Source organism: Streptomyces sp. NBC_01267, from assembly GCF_036241575.1.
Taxonomy (GTDB): Bacteria; Actinomycetota; Actinomycetes; order Streptomycetales; family Streptomycetaceae; genus Streptomyces.
The window spans coordinates 7,019,008-7,039,487 of sequence record NZ_CP108455.1 but is presented as its reverse complement, the minus strand read 5'-3'; the positions used below and the strand labels follow the sequence as shown (position 1 = coordinate 7,039,487).

General features: G+C 72.2%; 15 protein-coding genes. 8 read left to right on the top strand and 7 right to left on the bottom strand.

The window, feature by feature from the left end; translation table 11 throughout:
* Positions 1–24: 24 nt before the first annotated feature.
* From OG709_RS31575 to OG709_RS31565, 3 genes are all read left to right on the top strand, one after another.
* Positions 25–1,266 carry an FAD-binding protein gene (locus OG709_RS31575; RefSeq protein ID WP_250302820.1) on the top strand — a complete coding sequence of 414 codons (1,242 nt, stop codon included), beginning with the start codon at positions 25–27 and terminating at the stop codon, positions 1,264–1,266.
* A gap of 165 nt (positions 1,267–1,431) precedes the next feature.
* Positions 1,432–2,742, top strand: a complete 1,311-nt coding sequence (locus OG709_RS31570; RefSeq protein WP_329168579.1) for an ROK family transcriptional regulator — start codon at positions 1,432–1,434, stop codon at positions 2,740–2,742.
* A 35-nt stretch (positions 2,743–2,777) separates the two neighbouring features.
* Positions 2,778–5,648 (top strand): glycoside hydrolase family 2 TIM barrel-domain containing protein, encoded by a 2,871-nt coding sequence (locus OG709_RS31565; protein WP_329168577.1) that lies wholly within the window; start codon positions 2,778–2,780, stop codon positions 5,646–5,648.
* Positions 5,649–5,735: 87 nt separating this feature from the next.
* On the opposite strand, the gene OG709_RS31560 is transcribed toward OG709_RS31565, so the two are convergent.
* A complete protein-coding gene (locus OG709_RS31560) occupies positions 5,736–8,390 on the bottom strand; it encodes a carbohydrate-binding protein (RefSeq protein ID WP_329168575.1) in 2,655 nt (884 codons plus the stop codon).
* Between the two features lie 307 nt (positions 8,391–8,697).
* Here OG709_RS31560 and OG709_RS31555 point away from each other — a divergent pair, with 307 nt between their 5' ends.
* Positions 8,698–9,705, top strand: coding sequence for a LacI family DNA-binding transcriptional regulator (locus OG709_RS31555; protein WP_250302814.1), 1,008 nt, complete (start codon positions 8,698–8,700; stop codon positions 9,703–9,705).
* A gap of 150 nt (positions 9,706–9,855) precedes the next feature.
* Here the strand turns inward: OG709_RS31555 and OG709_RS31550 are convergent, their stop codons facing one another.
* The 3 genes from OG709_RS31550 to tdh form a co-directional block, all read right to left on the bottom strand.
* Positions 9,856–10,770 carry a LysR family transcriptional regulator gene (locus tag OG709_RS31550; RefSeq protein WP_250302813.1) on the bottom strand — a complete coding sequence of 305 codons (915 nt, stop codon included), beginning with the start codon at positions 10,768–10,770 and terminating at the stop codon, positions 9,856–9,858.
* Positions 10,767–11,948, bottom strand: a complete 1,182-nt coding sequence (locus OG709_RS31545; RefSeq protein ID WP_250302811.1) for a glycine C-acetyltransferase — start codon at positions 11,946–11,948, stop codon at positions 10,767–10,769. Before OG709_RS31545 ends, OG709_RS31550 begins: the two co-directional genes overlap by 4 nt.
* A gap of 136 nt (positions 11,949–12,084) precedes the next feature.
* Positions 12,085–13,113 carry an L-threonine 3-dehydrogenase gene (gene tdh / locus OG709_RS31540; protein WP_250302809.1) on the bottom strand — a complete coding sequence of 343 codons (1,029 nt, stop codon included), beginning with the start codon at positions 13,111–13,113 and terminating at the stop codon, positions 12,085–12,087.
* A gap of 394 nt (positions 13,114–13,507) precedes the next feature.
* Here tdh and OG709_RS31535 point away from each other — a divergent pair, with 394 nt between their 5' ends.
* Positions 13,508–13,903 (top strand): ribonuclease, encoded by a 396-nt coding sequence (locus OG709_RS31535; RefSeq protein WP_250302807.1) that lies wholly within the window; start codon positions 13,508–13,510, stop codon positions 13,901–13,903.
* 18 nt (positions 13,904–13,921) lie between these two features.
* Here the strand turns inward: OG709_RS31535 and OG709_RS31530 are convergent, their stop codons facing one another.
* Entirely contained in the window at positions 13,922–14,401 is a 480-nt protein-coding gene (locus tag OG709_RS31530) for a YchJ family protein (RefSeq protein ID WP_266645879.1), read from the bottom strand.
* A 177-nt stretch (positions 14,402–14,578) separates the two neighbouring features.
* On the opposite strand from OG709_RS31530, the gene OG709_RS31525 reads away from it, so the two are divergent.
* A complete protein-coding gene (locus tag OG709_RS31525; protein ID WP_329168573.1) occupies positions 14,579–15,481 on the top strand; it encodes a GNAT family N-acetyltransferase in 903 nt (300 codons plus the stop codon).
* A 213-nt stretch (positions 15,482–15,694) separates the two neighbouring features.
* Here the strand turns inward: OG709_RS31525 and OG709_RS31520 are convergent, their stop codons facing one another.
* Entirely contained in the window at positions 15,695–16,309 is a 615-nt protein-coding gene (locus tag OG709_RS31520; protein ID WP_250302802.1) for a TetR/AcrR family transcriptional regulator, read from the bottom strand.
* Between the two features lie 175 nt (positions 16,310–16,484).
* Between OG709_RS31520 and OG709_RS31515 the strand changes: the two genes are divergently transcribed.
* Together OG709_RS31515 and OG709_RS31510 are read left to right on the top strand one after the other, a co-directional pair.
* The gene (locus OG709_RS31515) at positions 16,485–17,381 is read left to right on the top strand and encodes a phosphatase PAP2 family protein (RefSeq protein ID WP_266645883.1); all 897 of its coding nucleotides are present in this window, start codon (positions 16,485–16,487) and stop codon (positions 17,379–17,381) included.
* Positions 17,378–18,298, top strand: a complete 921-nt coding sequence (locus OG709_RS31510; protein WP_266645885.1) for a DMT family transporter — start codon at positions 17,378–17,380, stop codon at positions 18,296–18,298. Before OG709_RS31515 ends, OG709_RS31510 begins: the two co-directional genes overlap by 4 nt.
* Here OG709_RS31510 and OG709_RS31505 read toward each other — a convergent pair.
* Positions 18,225–20,402 carry an alpha-galactosidase gene (locus OG709_RS31505; protein WP_266645887.1) on the bottom strand — a complete coding sequence of 726 codons (2,178 nt, stop codon included), beginning with the start codon at positions 20,400–20,402 and terminating at the stop codon, positions 18,225–18,227. The genes OG709_RS31510 and OG709_RS31505 overlap by 74 nt on opposite strands.
* Positions 20,403–20,480: the final 78 nt, after the last annotated feature.

Below are 20,480 nucleotides of genomic sequence, written 5' to 3'. Positions count from 1 at the left end.
TGAGCGGCCGATAGCATCCCGGGGATGCTGACGAACTGGGCGGGGAACATCGCCTTCACCGCATCCCACATCGACCGGCCCACCACGCTCGGCGGACTGCGCCGGCTCGTCGCCACCGGGGCGCGGGTGCGGGCGCTGGGAAGCGGCCACTCGTTCAACGAGATCGCCGACACCGGGGGCACGCTGGTCTCGGTGGCCGGGCTGCCGTCCGAGATCGACGTGGACACGGCCGCTTCGACGGTCCGGGTCGCGGCGGGCACACGGTACGCCGAACTGGCCCGCGAGGTGCACCGGCACGGCCTCGCCCTGCACAACATGGCCTCCCTCCCGCACATCTCCGTCGCCGGTTCGGTGGCCACCGGCACGCACGGTTCCGGGGTGGCGAACGGCGGGCTCGCCACCGCGGTGAGGGAGTTGGAGCTGGTCACCGCCGAGGGCGACCTGCTGACGCTGAGCCGCGACCGGGACGGTGACCGTTTCGCCGGGGCCGTCGTCTCGCTAGGGGCGCTGGGGGTCGTCACCTCGCTCACCCTGGATCTGGTGCCGGGCTTCGAACTGGCCCAGCGGGTGCACACCGGGCTGCCGCTGTCCGTCCTGGACGAGCACTTCGGCGCGGTGACCTCCGCCGCGTACAGCGTGAGCCTCTTCACCGACTGGCGCGGTCCGCTCTTCGGACAGGTGTGGCTGAAGTACGCCGCGGACCGGGAGCCGGAGTTCCCGTGGGCGCCCGAGGCGCCGGGGCCGCTGCACCCGGTACCCGGGGTGTCGCCCGTGCACTGCACCCGGCAGCAGGGGGTGCCGGGGCCGTGGCACGAGCGACTGCCGCATTTCCGGGCGGAGTTCACGCCGAGTTCCGGCGAGGAGCTCCAGTCGGAGTACCTGGTGGACCGGCGGCACGCGCTCGCCGCGCTGCACGCCGTCGACGCGATCCGTGCGTCGGTCGCGCCGGTGCTCCAGGTCTGCGAGGTGCGCACGGTCGCCGCCGACGGTCTGTGGCTGAGCCCGGCGTACGGGCACGACACCGTCGCGCTGCACTTCACCTGGCTGAAGGACACGGCCGCCGTGCTGCCAGTGCTCGGGCTGCTGGAGGAGGCGCTCGGTCCGTTCGCCGCGCGCCCGCACTGGGGGAAGCTCTTCACCGTCCCCGCCGACCGGCTGCCGGACCTCTACCCGAGACTGGCGGACTTCCGGGGGCTGGCGCGGGAGCTGGACCCGAAGGGCAAGTTCACCAACGCGTTCCTCGCGCCGGTGCTGCGCGGCGTCTGACGCGCACGCGACCCATCCCCTTTTCACAACCCTTTTCAGAACCCCTTGCCGATCGGGTGGCGGGCGCCCTAGCCTGACGCCCGGCCCACGCGACGGAGAGCGCCGCGGGGGCCCGGTATGGGGCCCGCCAAGGGCCTGTGGGCTTTCCGGGGAGGGAGAACTGCCGTGCCACGCACGTCCCGTGACATCCGCACCGCCAACCGTCACGCCGTCCTGCGGCAGATCATCGCCCACTCCCCCGCCTCCCGGCAGGAACTGGCGGCGGCCACCGGGCTCAGCCTGGCGACCGTCGCCACCCTGGTGGGAGAACTGGTCGAGTTCGGTCTGCTCACCGACGTCGGATTCGAGGAATCCGCGGGCGGCCGGCCCCGCGGTCTCGTCGCGGTCGACCCGGCCCGTGGTGCGCTGATCGGCGTCGATGTGGCGGAGACGTACGTCCACGCCGAGATCTTCGACCTGTCCCTGACCGTGCTGGCCCGCGCGGACACCGGGCTGCGCCCCGGTGAGACGGAGCCGGAGCGGGTGGTGGCGCACATCGCCGAGGCGGTGGACTCGGTGGTGGAGCGGTCGGGCGTCGATCCGGCGAGGGTGCTGGGGGCCGGGATCAGCATGCCCGGCCAGGTGGACCGTGAGGCCGGTTCCTCGGTGTACGCGGTCAACTGGGGCTGGCACGACGTGCCGTTGCTGAGCCTGCTGGCCGAACGGCTGCCGTACCCGCTGTACCTGGACAATCCGCTGCACGCCAGCACGGTCGCCGAGCTGTGGTTCGGCGCGGCGCGCGGGCGTTCCGACGCGGTGGTGGTCAATCTCGGTACGGGTGTGGGCGCGGGGATCGCGGTGGGCGGCTCCCTGCACCGGGGGGTGACCAACACGGCGGGCGAGTGGGGCCACACCACGCTCGTGCTCGACGGGCGGCTCTGCCACTGCGGCAACCGGGGCTGCATCGAGGCATACGTCGGAGCACCCGGCATCATGCGGCACCTGCGTGAACTGGCCCCGTCCGGACCGCTGTTGCACCCCGACGACCAGACGGCGACCATCGGCGCGCTCGGGGCGGCCCTGGCGGACGGCGACCGGGTGGCGGTCCAGGTGGTCCGGGAGACGGCCCGCTGCCTCGGCGCGGCCCTCGCCGATCTGGTCGGCCTGCTCAATCCGGAAGTGATCGTGCTCAGCAGCTGGGTCGCCGCCGCACTGGGCGAGCCGCTGCTCGACGAGGTGCGTACGGCGGTGTCCCGGCGGGCACCGGCCCGGCCGCTGGCCGCCACCGAGATCGTGCTGAGTCCGATCCCCACCGACCCCGTCAGTCTCGGCGCCGCGACCTTCGCGCTCGAAGGGGCGCTGGCGTCCGCCGGACGGAAGACCGCCGGACCCAAGACCGCTGGACGCGGGACCGCCGTACCGAAGACCGCGGGACGCGGGACCGCCCTACCGAAGAACGCCGTACCGAAGACCGCCGGGACCGCGGTCCGGCGCTGACGCGCACGCCGATCAGACCTCGACCAGGGAGACCGATGAGCACCACGTACCACGAAGATGTGTCACCCGGCAGCGGCACCCTGCCGCCGCGCGCCGGATATGCGCGCTCCGATGCCATGAGCCTGTCGCTGAACGGCAGTTGGCGTTTCCGGCTCTCCCCGACGGCCGACGGTGCGGACTACTCGTTCGCCGCGCCCGGGTACGACTCCGGCGCCTGGGACGAGGTGGCGGTCCCCGGGCACTGGGTCCTGCAGGGTCACGGGGCGCCCATCTACACCAACCACCTCTACCCCTTCCCCGTCGACCCGCCGCGGGTGCCGACCGAGAACCCCACCGGGGACCATCTGCGTACCTTCGACCTGCCCGCGCGGTGGCCGGGTTCCGGTGAGGCCGTACTGCGTTTCGACGGGGTCGAGTCGTGCGCCAGGGTCTGGCTGAACGGCGAGGAACTGGGCGAGTTCAAGGGGAGCCGGCTGCCTCACGAGTTCGCGGTCGGCGCGCTGCTGCGGGCCGAGGGCAATGTGCTGGCGGTGCGCGTCCACCAGTGGTCGTCCGGTTCGTACCTGGAGGACCAGGACCAGTGGTGGATGCCGGGCATCTTCCGCGATGTCACCCTGCTGCACCGCCCGGACGGCGCGGCCGGGGACTTCTTCGTCCACGCCGCCTACGACCACCGGTCGGGCCGCGGAACGCTGCGCGTCGACAGTGCGGTGCCGGGCCGGGTGACGGTGCCGGAGCTGGGTCTGGACCTGGCGGCGGGCGACGAGGCGGTCGTGGAGGCCGATCCGTGGACCGCCGAGACGCCACGGCTGTACGACGGCGAACTGGCCACGGCCGGGGAGCGGATCCCGCTGCGCATCGGCTTCCGTACGGTCCTCGTCGAGGACGGCGTGATCAAGGTCAACGGGCGGCGGATCCTCTTCCGCGGGGTGAACCGCCACGAGTTCCACCCGGAGACCGGGCGCACCCTGGACCTGGAGACGATGCGCGCGGACGTGGTGCTGATGAAACAGCACAACATCAACGCCGTGCGCACGAGTCACTACCCGCCGCACCCCGCCTTCCTGGATCTCTGCGACGAGTTGGGTCTGTGGGTGGTCGACGAGTGCGATCTGGAGACCCACGGGTTCACCGAGCAGGACTGGCGCGCCAACCCGGTGGACGACGAGCGCTGGACCCCGGCCCTGCTGGACCGGGCGGCCCGCATGGTGGAGCGCGACAAGAACCACCCGTCCGTCGTCGTCTGGTCGCTGGGCAACGAGTGCGGGACCGGCCGCGGGCTCACCGCGATGGCCGACTGGATCCGCGGCCGGGACCCGGAGCGCCTGGTCCACTACGAGGGCGACCTCTCCTGCGCCGACACGGACATGTACTCGCGGATGTACGCCTCCCACGCCGAGGTCGCGGCCATCGGCCGCCGGGAGGACGACGGGCCGCCCGAACGGCTCCAACTGCCCTTCGTCCTCTGCGAGTACGCGCACGCGATGGGCAACGGGCCCGGCGGGCTGAGCGAGTACCAGCAGCTCTTCGAGGCGCACGCGCGCAACCAGGGCGGCTTCGTCTGGGAGTGGATCGACCACGGTCTGGCGCACCCGGAGTTCGGCTACGCCTACGGCGGTGACTTCGGCGAGGAGCTGCACGACGGCAACTTCGTCTGTGACGGGCTGCTCTTCCCCGACCGCACGCCCTCTCCCGGTCTCGTCGAGTACAAGAAGGTCATTCAGCCTGTCGGGATCGAGGGCGTGCGGACCGACGGCGACCGGACCGAGGGCGGCGGTGCAGCCGTCCGGATCACCAACAAGTACGACTTCACCGATCTCTCGCACCTCACGTTCGAGTGGTCCTTCGACGTGGACGGTGAGACGGCCGAAGCAGGCGTGCTCGACGTGCCGGTGCTCGCCCCCGGCGAGCGGGCCGATCTCGAGCTGCCCGCCCCCGCGTACGCCGGGCGGAACGCCGAGACCCGGTGGACCGTGCGGGCCCTGCTGGCCGACGGGACCCGGCACGAGGTCGCCTGGGCGCAGCTCCCCGCCGCCCCCAGGCAGTCCCCGCCGGTGGCCTCGGGAAGCCGTCCGCGCCGCGACGGGCAGTCGGTCGTACTCGGCCCGGCCTCCTTCGACGCCCGGACCGGAGAGCTGCGGACGATCGGCCCGGTCGACATCCGGCAACTGCGCCTGGACGTCTGGCGGGCGCCCACCGACAACGACAACGGCGCGGACTGGCAGAGCGGCGTCCGCTACGGGCAGCGCTGGCGGGAGCTGGGCCTGCATCGCATGCAACACCGCCTGGACGCGGTCGAGTTGAGCGATGACGCACTGACCGTGCGGACCAGGGTGGCGCCCGCGGCGCAGGACATCGCGCTGGTGACGGCGTACCGCTGGACCAGCGACGGGGCGCGGCTGCGGCTCACCGTGTCCGTCGCGCCCGAGGGCGAGTGGACGGCTCCGCTCCCCCGGCTCGGCATCCGCTTCGGCCTCCCGGCCGGGGCCGACTCCGTCAGCTGGTTCGGCGGCGGTCCCGGCGAGGCGTACCCGGACACCCGGTCGGCGTCCAGGCTGGGCAGGTGGCACTCCTCGGTCGACGGGCTCCAGACGCCGTACGTCCGGCCGCAGGAGAACGGCGCCCGCGCGGATGTCCGCTGGGCGGAGGTCGGGGGCGTACGGGTGGAGGGCGATCCGGAGTTCTGGTTCACGGCCCGCCGCTGGACGAGCGAACAGCTCGACGCGGCGGAGCACCGTACGGATCTGCGCCCGGCCGGACCGGTCTGGGTCAATCTCGACCACGCCCAGCAGGGCATCGGCTCGCAGTCCTGCGGCCCCCGCCCGCTGGATCAGCACCAACTCGCCGCCGAACCGGCGGAGTTCACGTTCACCTTCGCACCGGTACCGGACCCCGGCGCCGAGTGAGCAACCGGCGCCCGGCCGGTGACGCGCAACGGACCGGCACGCCGTCGGCAGACGGCGGTGTGCCGGTCCGGGCGTCGGTGACCGGCGTCAGTCGCGCACGGTCAGCCAGTCGAGAGCGGCCACCCGGTGGCCGCCGGAGGCCACGAGGTAGAGGTCGTGCGTCCCGGTGACCGCATGGGGCAGTGTCACGGACTGCTCCTGCCAGGTGTCGGCGCCGCCGGTGTCGCGTACCGGCAGCGCGCCCGCGAGCCGGCCGTGCGGGCCGTCCAGCCGCAGCTGGAGCGAGCAGCCCCGACCGCAGCCGGTGGAGGCGAGGCGCACCGTCAGACGGTTCGCTCCGGCACCGAACCGGACCTGGTGGAAGCCGATCAGGTCCCCCGTGCCAAGCACTCCGGTGGCCGCATCGCCACGTTCAACTCCCTTGATCACACCGGCCTGTTCGGCCTGGAGTGTGGACGCCGCGTCCGGGCCGTCCGCGTAGAGCCTGATCTCGTCGACGGCCCAGGGCGTGTCGCCCGCCGCCGTCAGCTCGATACGGAGGTAGCGGACGGTGGCCTGCGGGAAGACCGCGTCCTGGGTGAAGGAGCGGCCACCGACGCGGGCCACGGGGGCGCCCCAGGTCCTGCCGTCGCCGCTGGTCGAGACCGTGAAGCCGTGCGGGTGGCCGGTGGCGTCCAGCCCCGCGTCGAGCGCGAGGCGGCTGACGCTCTTCGGTGTGCCGAGGTCGAGGGTGAGGTACTGGCCGGGCGTCTGCGCCGTGCCGGCCTTCCACTGGGTGCCCTGGTCACCGTCCACGGCCGCGGTGGCGTCGCTGCCGTCCGAAGCCGTCGCCTTCCAGCCGTCGTTGCGGACCCTGGACGAGCAGCCCGGCAGCGTACAGCCGCTCGACCAGATCGGCGCGCCGTACTCGTACGCCCCCTGGTCGGGAGCCGCGCCGCGGACGCCGGTGGTCACTCCGTCGACCGTCTCCCCCGCGTCGATCGCGGGGGACCCGGCGCGCAGCCAGAGTTCGCCGTTCCGGGCGTCGGTGTAGCGCGGGTCGGTGGGCGGCAGCAGGTTGTCGCGGACGACGGGGGCCGGGTCACCCGGCCCGGAGATCTCGAACGGTGTCAGCGCCACATCGTTGCTGACGTACGTGCCGGTCGCGTCGGTCGCGCCGCTCAGGCGGACCGCCGCGGTCGAGATGCCGGGCCCGTACGAGGAGTTGTGGTCCTGGTTGCCGAGGCTCACATCGCTGTGCCCGTTGAAGAACGTGCCGCGGGTGCCCGTGTTGTACGCCACGTCGTGGTGCAGCAGGAAGTGGCCGGACGAGTTGTCGATGTAGTAGCCCACCTGGCCGTCCGCGTCATGGACGGTGTTGTGGTCGACGCTCGAACCGGACGCGTCCAGGTTGCAGCACACGTAGAAGGGGCTGCCGTCGCGGGAGGTGCGCATCGCCTCGGAGAGGTCGTTGTACGCGATGCGGTTGTCGTGGAACGGGACGCCGTTGAGCTGCCACGACACGTCGATGCTGCCCCGTCCGGTGCGGCGCACGGTGTTGTGCGTGACCGTCTGGCCACTGCCGTTGATCTCGATGCCGGGGGTGTAGCTGCCCATCCAGCCGACGTCGTGGATCAGGGAGTTGGTGACGGTGTTGCCACTGCCGCGCACCAGGACGCCGGTACCGGCCGAGTAGCCGATCTCGCTGTCGCGCAGGGTGTTGCCGGTGCCGAGGATCTGCACCCCCGAGTGGAGGACCTGCGAGTCGACGATGTTGCCCTCGGTGGGCGGGATGGACAGTTCGTCGTCGGCGGGCATCGGAAGCGTGGAGAACTCGGAGACGTACTGGGCGCGCATCCCCTCGACCAGGTCGCCGGTCGAGTCCTTGCCGGTGCGGAGCGAGGTACCCCAGAGGTCGAGGCCGCGCACCGTGACGTACGAGCTGCCCGAGAGGTCGACGCCCCAACTGCGGTGCTTCGCCGTGACGGTGTGCCCGCCGATGCCGCCCTTCGGCGGTACCAGGTAGAGGCGCTCGGCGGCCTTGTCGTAGTACCACTCCCCCGGCTGGTCGAGGGTGGCCTTGGCGCCCACCAGGTAGTAGTTGCGGTAGTTCTGGTCACCCATGCAGAGCGGTGCACAGCGGTTGTTGCCGCCCTTGAAGTCCAGGGCTCCGGCTGTCGTGGCGGTGACGGTGCCGGTCTGCTGGCTCCAGGGGTTGGACCCGGCCCAGAGATGGACCGTCGCTCCGGTGAAGTCCCCTGCGGGCAGGGCAGGGTCGTCGATGTGCTGGTCGGTGGAGGTCTTCTCGGCGACCGCCCAGGACGGATCGAGCGGATCGGAGCCGGAGTTGGGCCAGCGGCCCTCCATCGCCCGGCCGCCGTCGAGGAACAGGGCGTTCTCCGTCGGGTCGAGCGGCAGGGCGGTGTCGGCGGCGACAAGGCCGCCGCCCGCGTCCTTCCACCCGGTGACGACGTCGGTTCCGTCGACGGTGACGGTCCCGTCGCCGTACGCGGCGAAGGTGATCGGCGCGCCCTTGCGGCCGGAAGGCGGGGTGACCTGTTCGCGGTACGTTCCGTGGTGGACCAGGCAGGTGTCTCCCGGCTTCACCAGTTCGGCGCAGCGGGCGACGGTACGCAGCGGCTTCCGGGACGTCCCCGGGGCGTGGTCGGACCCCCAGGTCGCGACCTCGTACGTGCGCCCCGCGCTGTCGTGGGCCGATGCGGCTCCCGGCAGCGCGAACAGGGCCGCCGCTGCTGCGGTCACCAGGGAAATCGATCGGTACGGGACTCTCACGCATGGCCTCCGGTCTTCGGTGGTGCGGGCGGGAGCGGGGTGGTCAGCAGGGGAAGGGCGGTACGGCGGGCGAGGGCGTCGGTGCCCGGCAGGCACCGGAACCACAGGAAGTGAGCAGCTGCGCACCGCACACCGCGACCGCCGCCGCCCCGGGAACCCGTCGCTTCATCAAAGACCGTCTCTGTGCCGGGAGTTGATGTTGCGATAGTTTTCGCAACACCGGGATCGAGTCGAAACGTAGGAGAAACATCGGATGAGGTCAACGGTTGGGGAAGGAATGCCACGGAGCACCTTGGCGGGAATCGCGAAAGAGGCAGGTGTATCGGTCTCCACGGTCTCCAAAGTGCTGCATCACAGGTCGGATGTGTCCTCTACGACGCGGGCCAGGATCCAACGGCTTCTTGAGCAGCACGGATACAGCGAGCGGCACCGGCCCACGGATCCCGCACCGCTGCGCGGCGGGCTGATCGACTTCGTCATCAACGAACTGGACAGCCCCTGGGCGGTCGAGCTGATCCGGGGTGCGGAGGAAGCGCTGCACGGGGTGGGGATGGGCATGGTCGTCTCGGCCACCCACGGGCGTACGAAGCGTGCCCGCCAGTGGCTGGACTCCCTCGCCACCCGGCCCACCCGCGGCGCGATCCTGGTCGTGCCCGAACTCACCACCGCCCAGCACGAGGAGCTGCGCCGCCTCGGCATCCCCTTCGCCCTGGTCGCACCGATCGACGAACCGGCGCCGGGTGTGCCGTGGGTGGGCGCCACCAACTGGCCCGGCGGGCTTGCCGCGACGCGCCATCTGGTCGAACTGGGCCACCGCCGCGTCGCGGTCATCAGCGGGCCCGCACGCCGTCTGACCTCGCGCGCCAGGGTCGACGGATACCGCTCGGCGCTGGACGAGGCGGGCCTGCCGTACGACGGGGAGCTGGTGCGGTACGGGGACTTCACCCACGGTCTGGCGCACCGGCACGCCCTGGAACTGCTCCAGCTCCCCGACCGGCCGACCGCCATCTTCGCGGGCAGTGATCACCAGGCGCTGGGCACCTACCGGGCGGCTGCCACCCTGGGGCTGCGCATCCCCGAGGACGTCAGCGTGGTCGGCTTCGACGACCTGCCGTTCGCCGACTGGGTGACGCCCCGGCTGACGACGGTCCGCACCCCGCTCGCCGAGATGACGGCGCTGGCGGCGCGCATGGTCCTCCAACTGCTCGCCGGGGAACGGCCGGAGACCACCCGGGCCGAGGTCGCCACCGAGCTGATCGTCCGGGAGAGCACGGCGCCCCGGTAGCAGGGTTGCGGTTGCGATTGCGGTTACGGTTGCGCAAGTTTTCGCAAATCTGCCCGGCAGTACGGCGGCGCGGCGGCGCGGGAAATCCAGCAGCCCGGCAGCCCAGCGGTCCGGCGGTCCGGCGGTCCGGCAGCCCAGCAGCCCGGCGGTTCAGCCGGTGGTCAGTCCGGCTGCCGCTTCGGCCAGTGCCTCCAGCAACGGCCGCAGCAGCGGGTGCTGTTCGGCTCCCCGGCGTACGGCGGCGAAGACCTTGCGGGTCGCCGCAGGGCCGGCCACCGGACGTACGACCGTGTCCTTCAGCTCCATCCCGCGCAGCGCCGAGCGCGGCACGAGGGCCACTCCGGCGCCCGCCCCGGCCAGGGCCACCACGGCGTGGAAGTCGTCCGACGAGTGGATCAGTCTCGGCTCGAACCCGGCGAGTTCGCAGGCGAGCAGCATCACGTCGTGGCACGGGTTGCCCGGATACGGGCCGATCCAGTCGCTCGTCGCGAGCTCGGCGAGCTCGACGTGCGGGGCCTGGGCGAGGGGGTGCGAGGCGTGCAGTACGGCGTCGAAGGGCTCGGCGTACAGCGGCACGCGGGCCAGCCGGCGGTCGTCCTCCCGGGGGGCGCCGCGGTACTCGACGGCCAGGGCCAGATCCGCCTCGCCGTCCAGCACCAGGGTCAGGCTCTCGTCGCCCTCGGAGTCCCGCACCCGGACCCGGATGCCGGGGCTGCGGTCCGCCAGGTCGCGGATCGCCGGGGCGAGCACCTCGGCGATGCCCGTCGCGAAGGCCGCGACGGTGACCTCGCCGGACGCGCCGCCCGCGTACGCCGCGAGCTCCGCCTCGGCACGCTCCAGCTGGGCGAGCACGGCGTGCGCGTGGGTGAGCAGGATCTCACCGGCGGCCGTCAGCCGCACCCCTCTTCCGCTGCGGGTCAGCAGGGAGTGTCCGGTCTCCTGTTCCAGCGCGGCGAGCTGCTGGGAGACGGCCGAGGGGGTCAGATAGAGCGCTGCGGCCGCGGCGGTCACCGTTCGGTGGTCCGCCACGGCCCGCAGAATGCGCAGGCGGCGAGGGTCGATCACCCTGCCATTGTCGCCCGTGCGTCGACGAACGCGGCCACGGCCCGCTCCACGTCGGCCGTGGAGTGCGCGGCGGACAGCTGGACCCGGATCCGGGCCTTGCCCATGGGCACCACCGGGTACGAGAACCCGATGACGTACACCCCGCGCTCCAGGAGCAGCTCGGCCATCCGGCCGGCCTCCGCGGCGTCGCCGATCATGACGGGCGCGATGGCGTGCTCGCCGGGCAGGATCTCGAAACCGGCCTCGGTCATCTTCGTGCGGAAGAGGCGCGTGTTCGCGTCGAGACGCTCCCGCAGCTCACCCGCGGACTCGATCAGGTCGAGGACCTTCAGCGAGGCGGCGGCGATCACCGGCGCGAGGGAGTTCGAGAAGAGGTACGGGCGCGAGCGCTGGCGCAGCAGGGCGACGATCTCGGCGCGGGCCGCGACATAGCCGCCGGACGCACCGCCGAGCGCCTTGCCGAGGGTGCCGGTGATGATGTCGACGCGGTCCATCACGCCGTGCAGCTCGGGGGTGCCACGGCCGCCGGCGCCGACGAAGCCGACGGCGTGCGAGTCGTCGACCATGACCATCGCGTCGTAGCGGTCGGCCAGATCGCAGATCTCGGCGAGCGGGGCGATGTAGCCGTCCATCGAGAAGACACCGTCGGTGACGATGAGGCGGCGGCGGGCGTCCTGGGTGTCCTTGAGCTGCTGTTCCAGGTCCGCGAGGTCGCGGTTGGCGTAGCGGTGGCGGCGGGCCTTGGAGAGGCGGATGCCGTCGATGATGGACGCGTGGTTGAGGGCGTCCGAGATGACCGCGTCCTCGGCGCCGAGGAGGGTCTCGAAGACACCGCCGTTGGCGTCGAAGCACGAGGAGTAGAGGATCGTGTCCTCCTGGCCGAGGAAGGCCGCGAGGCGCTGCTCCAGCTCCTTGTGGACGTCCTGGGTGCCGCAGATGAAGCGCACGGACGCCATGCCGTAGCCCCAGCGGTCGAGCGCGTCCTTCGCCGCGGCGACGACGTCGGGGTGGTCGGCGAGGCCGAGGTAGTTGTTGGCGCAGAAGTTCAGCACCTCGCCGGAGGCGACGCCGACGGACGCGCTCTGCGGGGTGGAGATGACGCGCTCCGGCTTGAAGAGACCGGCGTCGCGGATCTCGTCGAGGGTGGCGCGCAGACCGTCGCGGACGGACTCGTACATCAAGGGCTCCTAAAGGGGTGGGGCAGACCGTTCAGAAGGGGTGGCCGGACCGTCCGGAGGGGTGGGCCGGACCGTACTTCGAAGAGGTGGGGCCGGCCCGTCCGGAAGAGGTGGGCCGGCCGTCCAGCAGAGTGGGTCAGACCGTCCAGTCGAGAATGATCTTGCCGCAGTGGCCGCCTGCGGCCTCGTCGAAGGCCGCGTCGAAGTCCTGGTAGCCGTACTTTCCGGTGATCACCGGGGAGAGGTCCAGACCGGCTTCGAGCAGGACGGTCATCGCGTACCAGGTCTCGAACATCTCGCGCCCGTAGATGCCCTTGACGGTGATCATCGAGGTGACGATCTTCGCCCAGTCGACGGCGAACTCCTCGGCGGGCAGCCCCAGCATGGCGATCCGGCCGCCGTGGGTCATGTTGTCCACCATGTCGCGCATGGCCTCGGGCCGCCCGGACATCTCCAGGCCGATGTCGAAGCCCTCCCGGAGGCCGAGGGCGCGCTGCGCCTCGGCGATGGGGCTCTCCGCGACATTGAGCGCCAGGGTCGCTCCGGCCTTGCGGGCCAGGTCGAGGCGGTACGGGCTGACGTCGGTGATGACGACGTTACGCGCGCCGGCGTGCTTGGCCACGGCCGCTGCCATGATCCCGATCGGGCCCGCGCCGGTGATCAGCACGTCCTCGCCGACCAGCGGGAAGGAGAGCGCGGTGTGGACGGCGTTGCCGAACGGGTCGAAGATCGCGGCGACGTCCAGGTCGACCTTCGTCCGGTGCACCCAGACGTTCGACGCGGGCAGCGCGACGTACTCGGCGAAGGCTCCGTTGCGGCCGACGCCCAGACCGACGGTGGAGCGGCACAGATGACGGCGGCCCGCGAGACAGTTGCGGCACTTCCCGCAGACCAGGTGGCCCTCACCGCTCACCAGGTCGCCGACCGCGATGTCGGTCACATCGGCGCCGACCGCGGCGACCTCACCGACGAACTCGTGACCGAGGATCAGCGGCGTCTCCACGGCCTGCTGCGCCCAGCCGTCCCAGGAACGGATGTGGAGGTCGGTGCCGCAGATACCGGTGCGCTTCACCTTGATCAGTACGTCCCCGGGGCCGGTCTCCGGCTCCGGTACGTCCATGAGCCACAGGCCCGGCTCGGCATGCTGCTTGACAAGGGCCTTCATTGCGGCGACTCCAGGCGTAACGGTGACATTCGGTGGACAGGGCACCAATCTGCCCAGCGCGGGGGGTTCCAGTCCATCGAGGATTTCTTAAGCGGGGTCACAGCGGAGCTTCACGCGGTGGCGGAGAAGGCCCAGCTGGGAGCGGGTGGGAGCCGCCGCGGGGACCACGGGCGGGCCCTGATCGGTCATCGGCCGGCAGCCTTTTCACCACTGCTGCCGGGCCGTGCGAGCGGTCCGCCGGCCGGGCCGGCCACCGCGCTCCTGCACAGATCGGCCGGAGCAGGTGCGCTCATCGCGTGAAGGTCGGGTGAGGGTCATCTCCCCCTGGGTAAAACGGAAGTGACGGTTCGACACGTCTCTTCCCCTGAGCTCCCGGCGCCCTCATCCTGGAGCCATGCGAATCACTCTACGCGCGTTGCGCAACCGTGCTGCCGCCGTCGGCGTCGCCACCGCGATCGTCGTCACGCCGACCGTGTTCCTCGCGACCGAAGCCCATGCCACCGTCAGTGGCACCATCTGTTACGGCGCCCTCCCCTCCCAGGCGCACGACACGCTGGATCTCATCAAGACCAACGGCCCGTTCCCGTACAGCCAGGACGGCGTCGTCTTCCAGAACCGGGAAGGCGTCCTGCCGTCGCAGTCCACCGGCTACTACCACGAGTACACGGTCAAGACGCCGGGCAGCTCGACCCGCGGGACCCGTCGCATCATCACCGGCGAGAAGACCGCCGAGGACTACTACACCGCCGACCACTACGTCACGTTCAAGCAGGTGGACTTCACCTGCTGACCCCGCTCGGGGAGCGGATCACTCCTCGACCACACCGTCCACGTACACCCAGGCGCCTTCGTACCGCTCGAAGCGGCTGTGCTCCCGGAGTTCACCGGGCTCGCTCCGGTAGGAGTAGTGGGCGCGGAAGGTGACCGTGCCCGTGGTGTGGAACGCGCTTCCCCCGGTGGCGTCCAGGACCTCCAGGCGCTGCCACCGCTGCCCCGCGTCGAACTCGACGCGGGGCGGCCGGGTGTCCGGGTGCCAGCTGCGCAACAGGTACGCCTCGTCCTCGACGGCGAACGCGCTGAAGCGCGCGCGCATCAGCGCCTCGGCCGTGGGCGCGGCGGCCTGGCCGCTGTGGAAGCGGCCACAGCACGCGCCGTAGGCGGCGGGGAGGCCGCAGGGGCAGGGTGCGTCGGCGGCGACCGGAGCGCGCCGCGTCTCCCGTCGGGGCGACCGGGACTGCTGGGCGTGCGGCTGCGGGGACCTTGACGGCCGGGAAGTGCGTCGGGACATGCCCCACATTGTGCCGTGGGAAGCGGGCCGGGCCGCCCCGCGGGAGGCACGGGCAGCAGCCGGGCGGGGCCGTCCCTCCCGTACGCGCAGCGCCGCCGAAATGGGCTGCGCGTGCCGACCGCCACAAATAACCTGGCAACGGACGAAGCACGACCCGCCACCGTCGCTGGAGCCCCCTTGTCCGTTCGCATCACCGCCCTGACCGACCCCGAGCACCACCCGTCCGGTCGCCGCCTGGTCTGGCTGGCGTCCGACGGCGAGGGCTGCCCGGTCGGATCGGCGCACCTGCGCCTGTTCACCCGGCCAGGCCAGGATCATCTGGCCGAACTGGAACTCCATGTGCACCCGGCGGAACGGCGCGCGGGCGCCGGTTCCCGGCTGCTGGAGGCCGCGTTGGACGCCGCCCGCCACGACGGCCGCCGCTCGGTGATCACGCAGGCCGGATCCGGATCGATCGGCGAACGGTTCCTGGTGAGCCGGGGCTTCCGCGCGGTCCTCGTCCTGATCTTCGCCCGGCTCGCGCTCGTCGACACGGACGTCCCGGCGCTCGACGCGGCCGTCGGACAGCCGCATCCCGGCTACCGGCTGGTGTCGTGGGACGGCACCGTCCCGGACGACCTCGCCGAGACGTTCGCGGTGTCCCACCGCGCCATGGACGACATGCCGATGGGCGAGACCGACTACGGATCGGTGGTCTGGGACGCGGACCGGGTCAGGGAGGCCGCCGAAGCCGTGGCGAAGCGCGGCGGCCTGCTGCACACCGTCGCGGCCGTCGCCGAGTCGGACGGCTCGATCGCCGGATTCACGGAACTCGTGGTGCCCGGGGACGGTACGGGCGACGCGCAGCACTACGGCACCGCCGTACTGCCCGAACACCGTGGCCACGGGCTCGGGCACTGGATGAAGGCCGAGGCGATCCGGCAGGCCCGCGGGCGCTATCCCGGACTCGGCGGGCTGCTCACCGACACGGCGGACAACAACCTGCCCATGCGGGCCGTCAACGACGCACTGGGCTACGTACCGACGCACCGGACGATCGAGTACCAGCTCGCACTGCGGCCGGCCGGGGTGGACTCCTGACGGTCACCGAACGCGCCGGACGAACGGCCGAAGCGGGCCGGCACGCCGGCCGCGCCTGGCGAACGGCGCCGGAGATCTCCCGGCGGGCCCTTCGCCGCTCGGAACCGGTCGGCGTACCGGCCCGGTTCCGAGCGTCGGGGCGCGCCGCCCCCGTCCCCACGGTGCGGCGCAGGCGGCCCGTCGTCATCCGCTCGACGACGGCCCCGCCAGTCTTCAGGTCCGCGCGCTGTCCGTGCGCAGCAGCACGGGCAGGACCGCGCTCTCGACGAAGCGGACCAGGTACTCCGTGTCGCCGTACCGCCCCTCCAGCATCGGCCGGACACGCATGGCGCCCATCAGCTGCGCCGCGACGAACTCCACCGCCGGGTTGTCGGCGGCCACCTCCCCGCGGGCCACGGCACGGGCCACCATCGTGTCGATCGCCGCGGCGGCCGGTTCGACCAGGCCCTCGCGGATCGCTTCGAGGAGTTCGGGGTTCTGCAGCGCGGCGTGACTGAGCGCGTGCATCAGCGGGGTGTCGCGTCCCGACTGCGCCCCCAGCGCCTTCGCTGTCTCCCGCAGATCCCCCGCGAGCGTACCCGTGTCGATGGACACCAGGTGCCCACCGCGGGTGCCGCGCAGGGCGCAGGCGACCAGCTGCGGCTTGTTTCCCCACTGCCGGTACAGGGTGGACTTTCCGCAGCGGGAACGGGAGGCGACGCCTTCCATCGTGAGCGCGTCGTAGCCGCACTCACGGAGAAGTTCGAGCACCGCCGCGTAGAACTCCTGCTCCCGCTCCGGTGTGATCTTGGAGCGCGAGGACGACATCACGGAGTCCTGGGGCGACATGAGCTCTCCCTTTCGGTGTGACGAGCAGCATCGATACTTCATCGTACCGATACGCCAGTGTACCGATACGCTGGTGTACCGATACGGCCACGTATCGGTACACTGTCGTTTCGATGTGCCATGGTCCGGACCACGGCACAGTAATTTCGTTTCGCAACGCAAAGGGGCCGGGGTGATGAATGCCCTCATCGAGCCCGCCGACCGGGAGCCGGACACCTCTGCCCGACCGTCCCCGGTCCGCGAGCTCCTGCTCGTCGTCGGACTCTTCCTCGTCTACAAGCTGGGAAGGCAGGTGGCCGGCGGACATGTCGACGAGGCGTACCGCAACGCCGACCACGTCTGGGACTTCGAGCGTTGGGCGCATCTGCCCGACGAGGGTTCCGTGCAGCGGGCCGTGCTGCACAGCGATTCACTCGTACACATAGCGAATACGTACTACGCGACCGTGCACTTCCCGGCGATCGTCCTCTTCCTGGCCTGGCTGTACTGGCGCCGACCGCGGCACTACGTGTGGACGCGTCGCGTCCTCACCGCGCTGACCGGCGCCGCCCTGGTCCTGCATCTGCTCGTCCCGCTGGCCCCGCCACGGATGCTGGCCGAGGCGCATCTGGTCGACACGGGGCAGCGGTTCGGGCCGACCGTCTACGCAGCCGCTCCCGCCAAGGACACGCTGGCGAACCAGTTCGCCGCGATGCCCTCCCTGCACTTCGGCTGGGCGCTGATGATCGCCATCGGGCTGATCGCCGCCACCCGCTCGCGGTACCGCTGGCTCTGGCTGCTGCACCCGCTGATCACTCTGCTGGTGATAGTCGCCACCGCCAACCACTACTGGCTCGACTCGATCGTGGCCGCGGTGCTGCTCGCGGCGGCGCTGGTCTGCATCAAGCTGCCCGCCCCGAAGGTAGCGTCCACCCCGGAGGAGCCGCCCGCCCCGGCGACGGCCCCCGTCGCGCCCGCGCCTCCCGAAGAAGCCGGCGCCGTCCCCGTATCCGTACATGTCCCGCGCCCGTCCGCCGACGGCGCCCGCCCCGAGCCGGTACGCGCGCTCGCCGACCACGGGGGGTGCCGGTGAACGCCACGCTGCTGGCCGTCGGTCTCTCGCTGCTGTCCGCCGTCGGCTACGCGACGGCCGCGGTGGCGCAGGAACGCCTCGCCTCCCGCACCCGGCCGAAGTCCGGGCTGCTGCGGCTGCTCGGCCGTGGGGCCTGGTGGTGGGCGGTCGGACTGAACGCCGCGGGTGCGGTGCTGCACGTGGTGGCGCTGAAGTACGGTCCGCTCACCCTCGTGCAGCCGCTCGGCGCGCTCACCCTGGTCGCCGCGGTGCCGTTGGGCGCCCGCCTCGCCGGGCGCCGGGTCTCCCGGATCGAGTGGCGCGGCACCGTGCTCACCCTGCTCGGGCTCGGCGCGCTGCTGCTGACCACCGGGGGCACTCCCCCGCACGAAACCCTCTCGCTGCCGGAGGCGCTGGGGATCGCCGCCGCGGTCGTCGTCCTGGTCTCCGTGCTCGTCCGGCGCGCCGGACGGCCCGGCGCACGGCCCGGTCTGCGGTTCGCCACCGCGTCCGGGGTCGTCTCCGGGGTCGCGTCGGCGCTCACCCAGACCGTGACGGTCTCGGTCACCGACCACACCTCGGACGTGCTCGGCCCGCGGACCGTGATCATGGGGCTGCTCGTCGCGGCCTTCGCGGTGGGCGGGCTGCTGCTCTCCCAGACCGCGTACCGCGAAGGCCTCGGCGCACCCCTCGCGATGGTCACCCTCGCCAACCCGGTCGCGGCCTCGGTGATCGGCCTGGCCCTGCTCGGCGAGCGCCTCCAGGGCGGCGCGGTCGGGCTGCTGCTCGCCCTGGTGGGGGCGGCAGCCGCCGCCCGGGGCGTGGTGCTGCTGACCCGGGCGACGGTAACTGTCTCTGCCGCCGCTACCCCTGCCGCACCTCGATCAGCAGTGCCTGCCCCGGATCGAGCGCCGGCATCGGAACCCCTGCTCCGCTGAGGACGGATCCGGGCAGCGCCACCCAGCCCTCCAGGGCGGCGGTGACCCAGGCGGGGCCCAGCCCCTCGCGGAACGAGGGCAGTCCGGCCTCCGTCCTGATCCGCACCCGGTAGCGCCGGGTGCGGTCCAGGCCCGGCAGTGCGATCCGGCCCGACTGGCCCTCCGGCGAAGTCACCAGCCGCGCCCAGCAGTACAGGGCGGCGCTCGCGTCCTGCGCCACCACACCGTGCAGCAGCGCGGCGTCACCGCTCAGATCCGCCCGGACCACCCGGCCGGTGTGCAGCAGCGGACGCAGTTCCTTGTAGAGCGCCGCCCACTCCCGCAGCACCGCGCGTTCCGCCGGCGGGCAGTCGGTGACGTCCCGCTCGATCCCGGCGTGCGCGAACAGCGCGGTCAGCAGCCGGAACGAGCTGTCCGTCAGCCGTCCGGTGGTGTGGCTGCGGGTCTCCCCGACGTGGGAGCCGATCAGCTCGGGCGGCAGCAGCTGGCCGGTCCAGCGCTGGATGGCCTGGCGTTCCACCGGGTCGTTGCAGTCCGACGCCCACACCCGGTCCGTACGGCCGAGAACGCCCAGGTCGATCCGGGCGCCGCCGCTGGAGCAGCTCTCGATCTCCAGCGCCGGATGCCGGGACCTGAGTGCGTCGAGCAGCCGGTACAGGGCCTCGGTCCGGGCGTGGACGCCCGGCCGGTCCCGGCCGTCCGCCGTCCGCCGGACCGCCTCGTGCAGATCCCGGTTGTAGTCCCATTTCAGGTAGTCGACGGAGTACTCCGTGACGATCACGTCCAACGACTCCAGCAGGTACTTCCAGGCGTCGGGATGCGCGATGTCGAGCGGGTACTGATGACGGGAGGCCGGGCCGAGTCCGGCCGCCGGCGCGAGGATCCACTCGGGGTGCGCGCGGGCGAGGTCCGAGTCGGGGTTGACCATTTCGGGTTCGACCCAGAGCCCGAACTCCATGCCGTGCGCGTGCACCCGGTCGGCCAGCGGGGTGAGTCCGTCCGGCCACCTGGTCCTGTCGACGGTCCAGTCACCGAGCCCGGCGGTGTCGTCGCGCCGGCCGGTGAACCATCCGTCGTCGAGGACGAACCGCTCCACCCCGATGTCCGCCGCCGCGTCGGCGAGCGCGAGCAGCCGCTCGGGCCGGTGGTCGAAGTACACGGCCTCCCAGCTGTTGAGGGTCAGCGGGCGGGGCGTCGACGGGTGCGCGGGGCGGGCCCTGAGCAGCGTGTGGAAGCGGTCGGCGAGACCGTCGAGCCCGGCGTCGGACCAGCCGAACCAGCAGAGCGGCGAGGTGTACGACTCCCCCGGTGCCAGCCGTATCTCGCCCGGCGCGAGCAGTTCGCCGCCGCCGAGCACGGAGGCGTGCACGCCCGCGCCTTCCGGCAGTTGCTCGGCCAGCCAGCGCTGGTTGCCGCTCCAGCCGATGTGCAGGCCCCAGACCTCACCGCGGCGGAAGCCGAAGCCGGGGACCCCGACGGTGAGGAGGTACGGGGAGTCCTGACCGGTCCTGCCGCGGCGCAGTTCCCGTACGTGGCTGCCGTGGCCGAGCGGCCTGCGCTGCGGGGAGCGCTCACGGCACCACTTGCCGGTGAAGTCGAGGATCTCCTCGGCCCGGCGCGGCAGCGGCAGCAGCGTGGTGACGCCGCTCAGGTCGTACGGGGCGGGGTCGGCGGCGTCCGTCCGACGGGCGACCTCGGTCCGCACCGCGAGCAGGCCCGAGGGGTCGAGCCGGTAGCTGAGGGTGAGATCGAGACCGGCCGTGTCCTCGGCGAGCCGGATGACCAGTTCGCCGTCGCGCTCCTCGGCGCCGACGAGGTGGGGTTTCGGCGCGGTGGCGGTGCCCGCGAGGTGGCCCTGGTGGGCGGGGGTGCCGGACCAGCCGTCGGCCTCCGTCGGCCAGACGGTGAACTGCCGCGGTGCGTCCAGGGCGTTGATGAGCGCGGCGCCGTCGGCGGTCAGGCCGAGAGCGGCGCAGTCCTCGTCGGTGAGTTCACCCAGGTCCTCGCCCCAGTGCAGGATCCGGGGCACCGGAGCGCACAGCTCGACGACGAGGCTGACTCCGGCTGCGCGCAGCCGGACGGTCCGCGGGGTGGTGCGGGTCATACGGGGGTTCCTCTCTACGGTTCTTCGGTCCTGCGCCTGCGGTCCCGCACTCCGTATCGGAGCGGCCCGGGGCCGAGG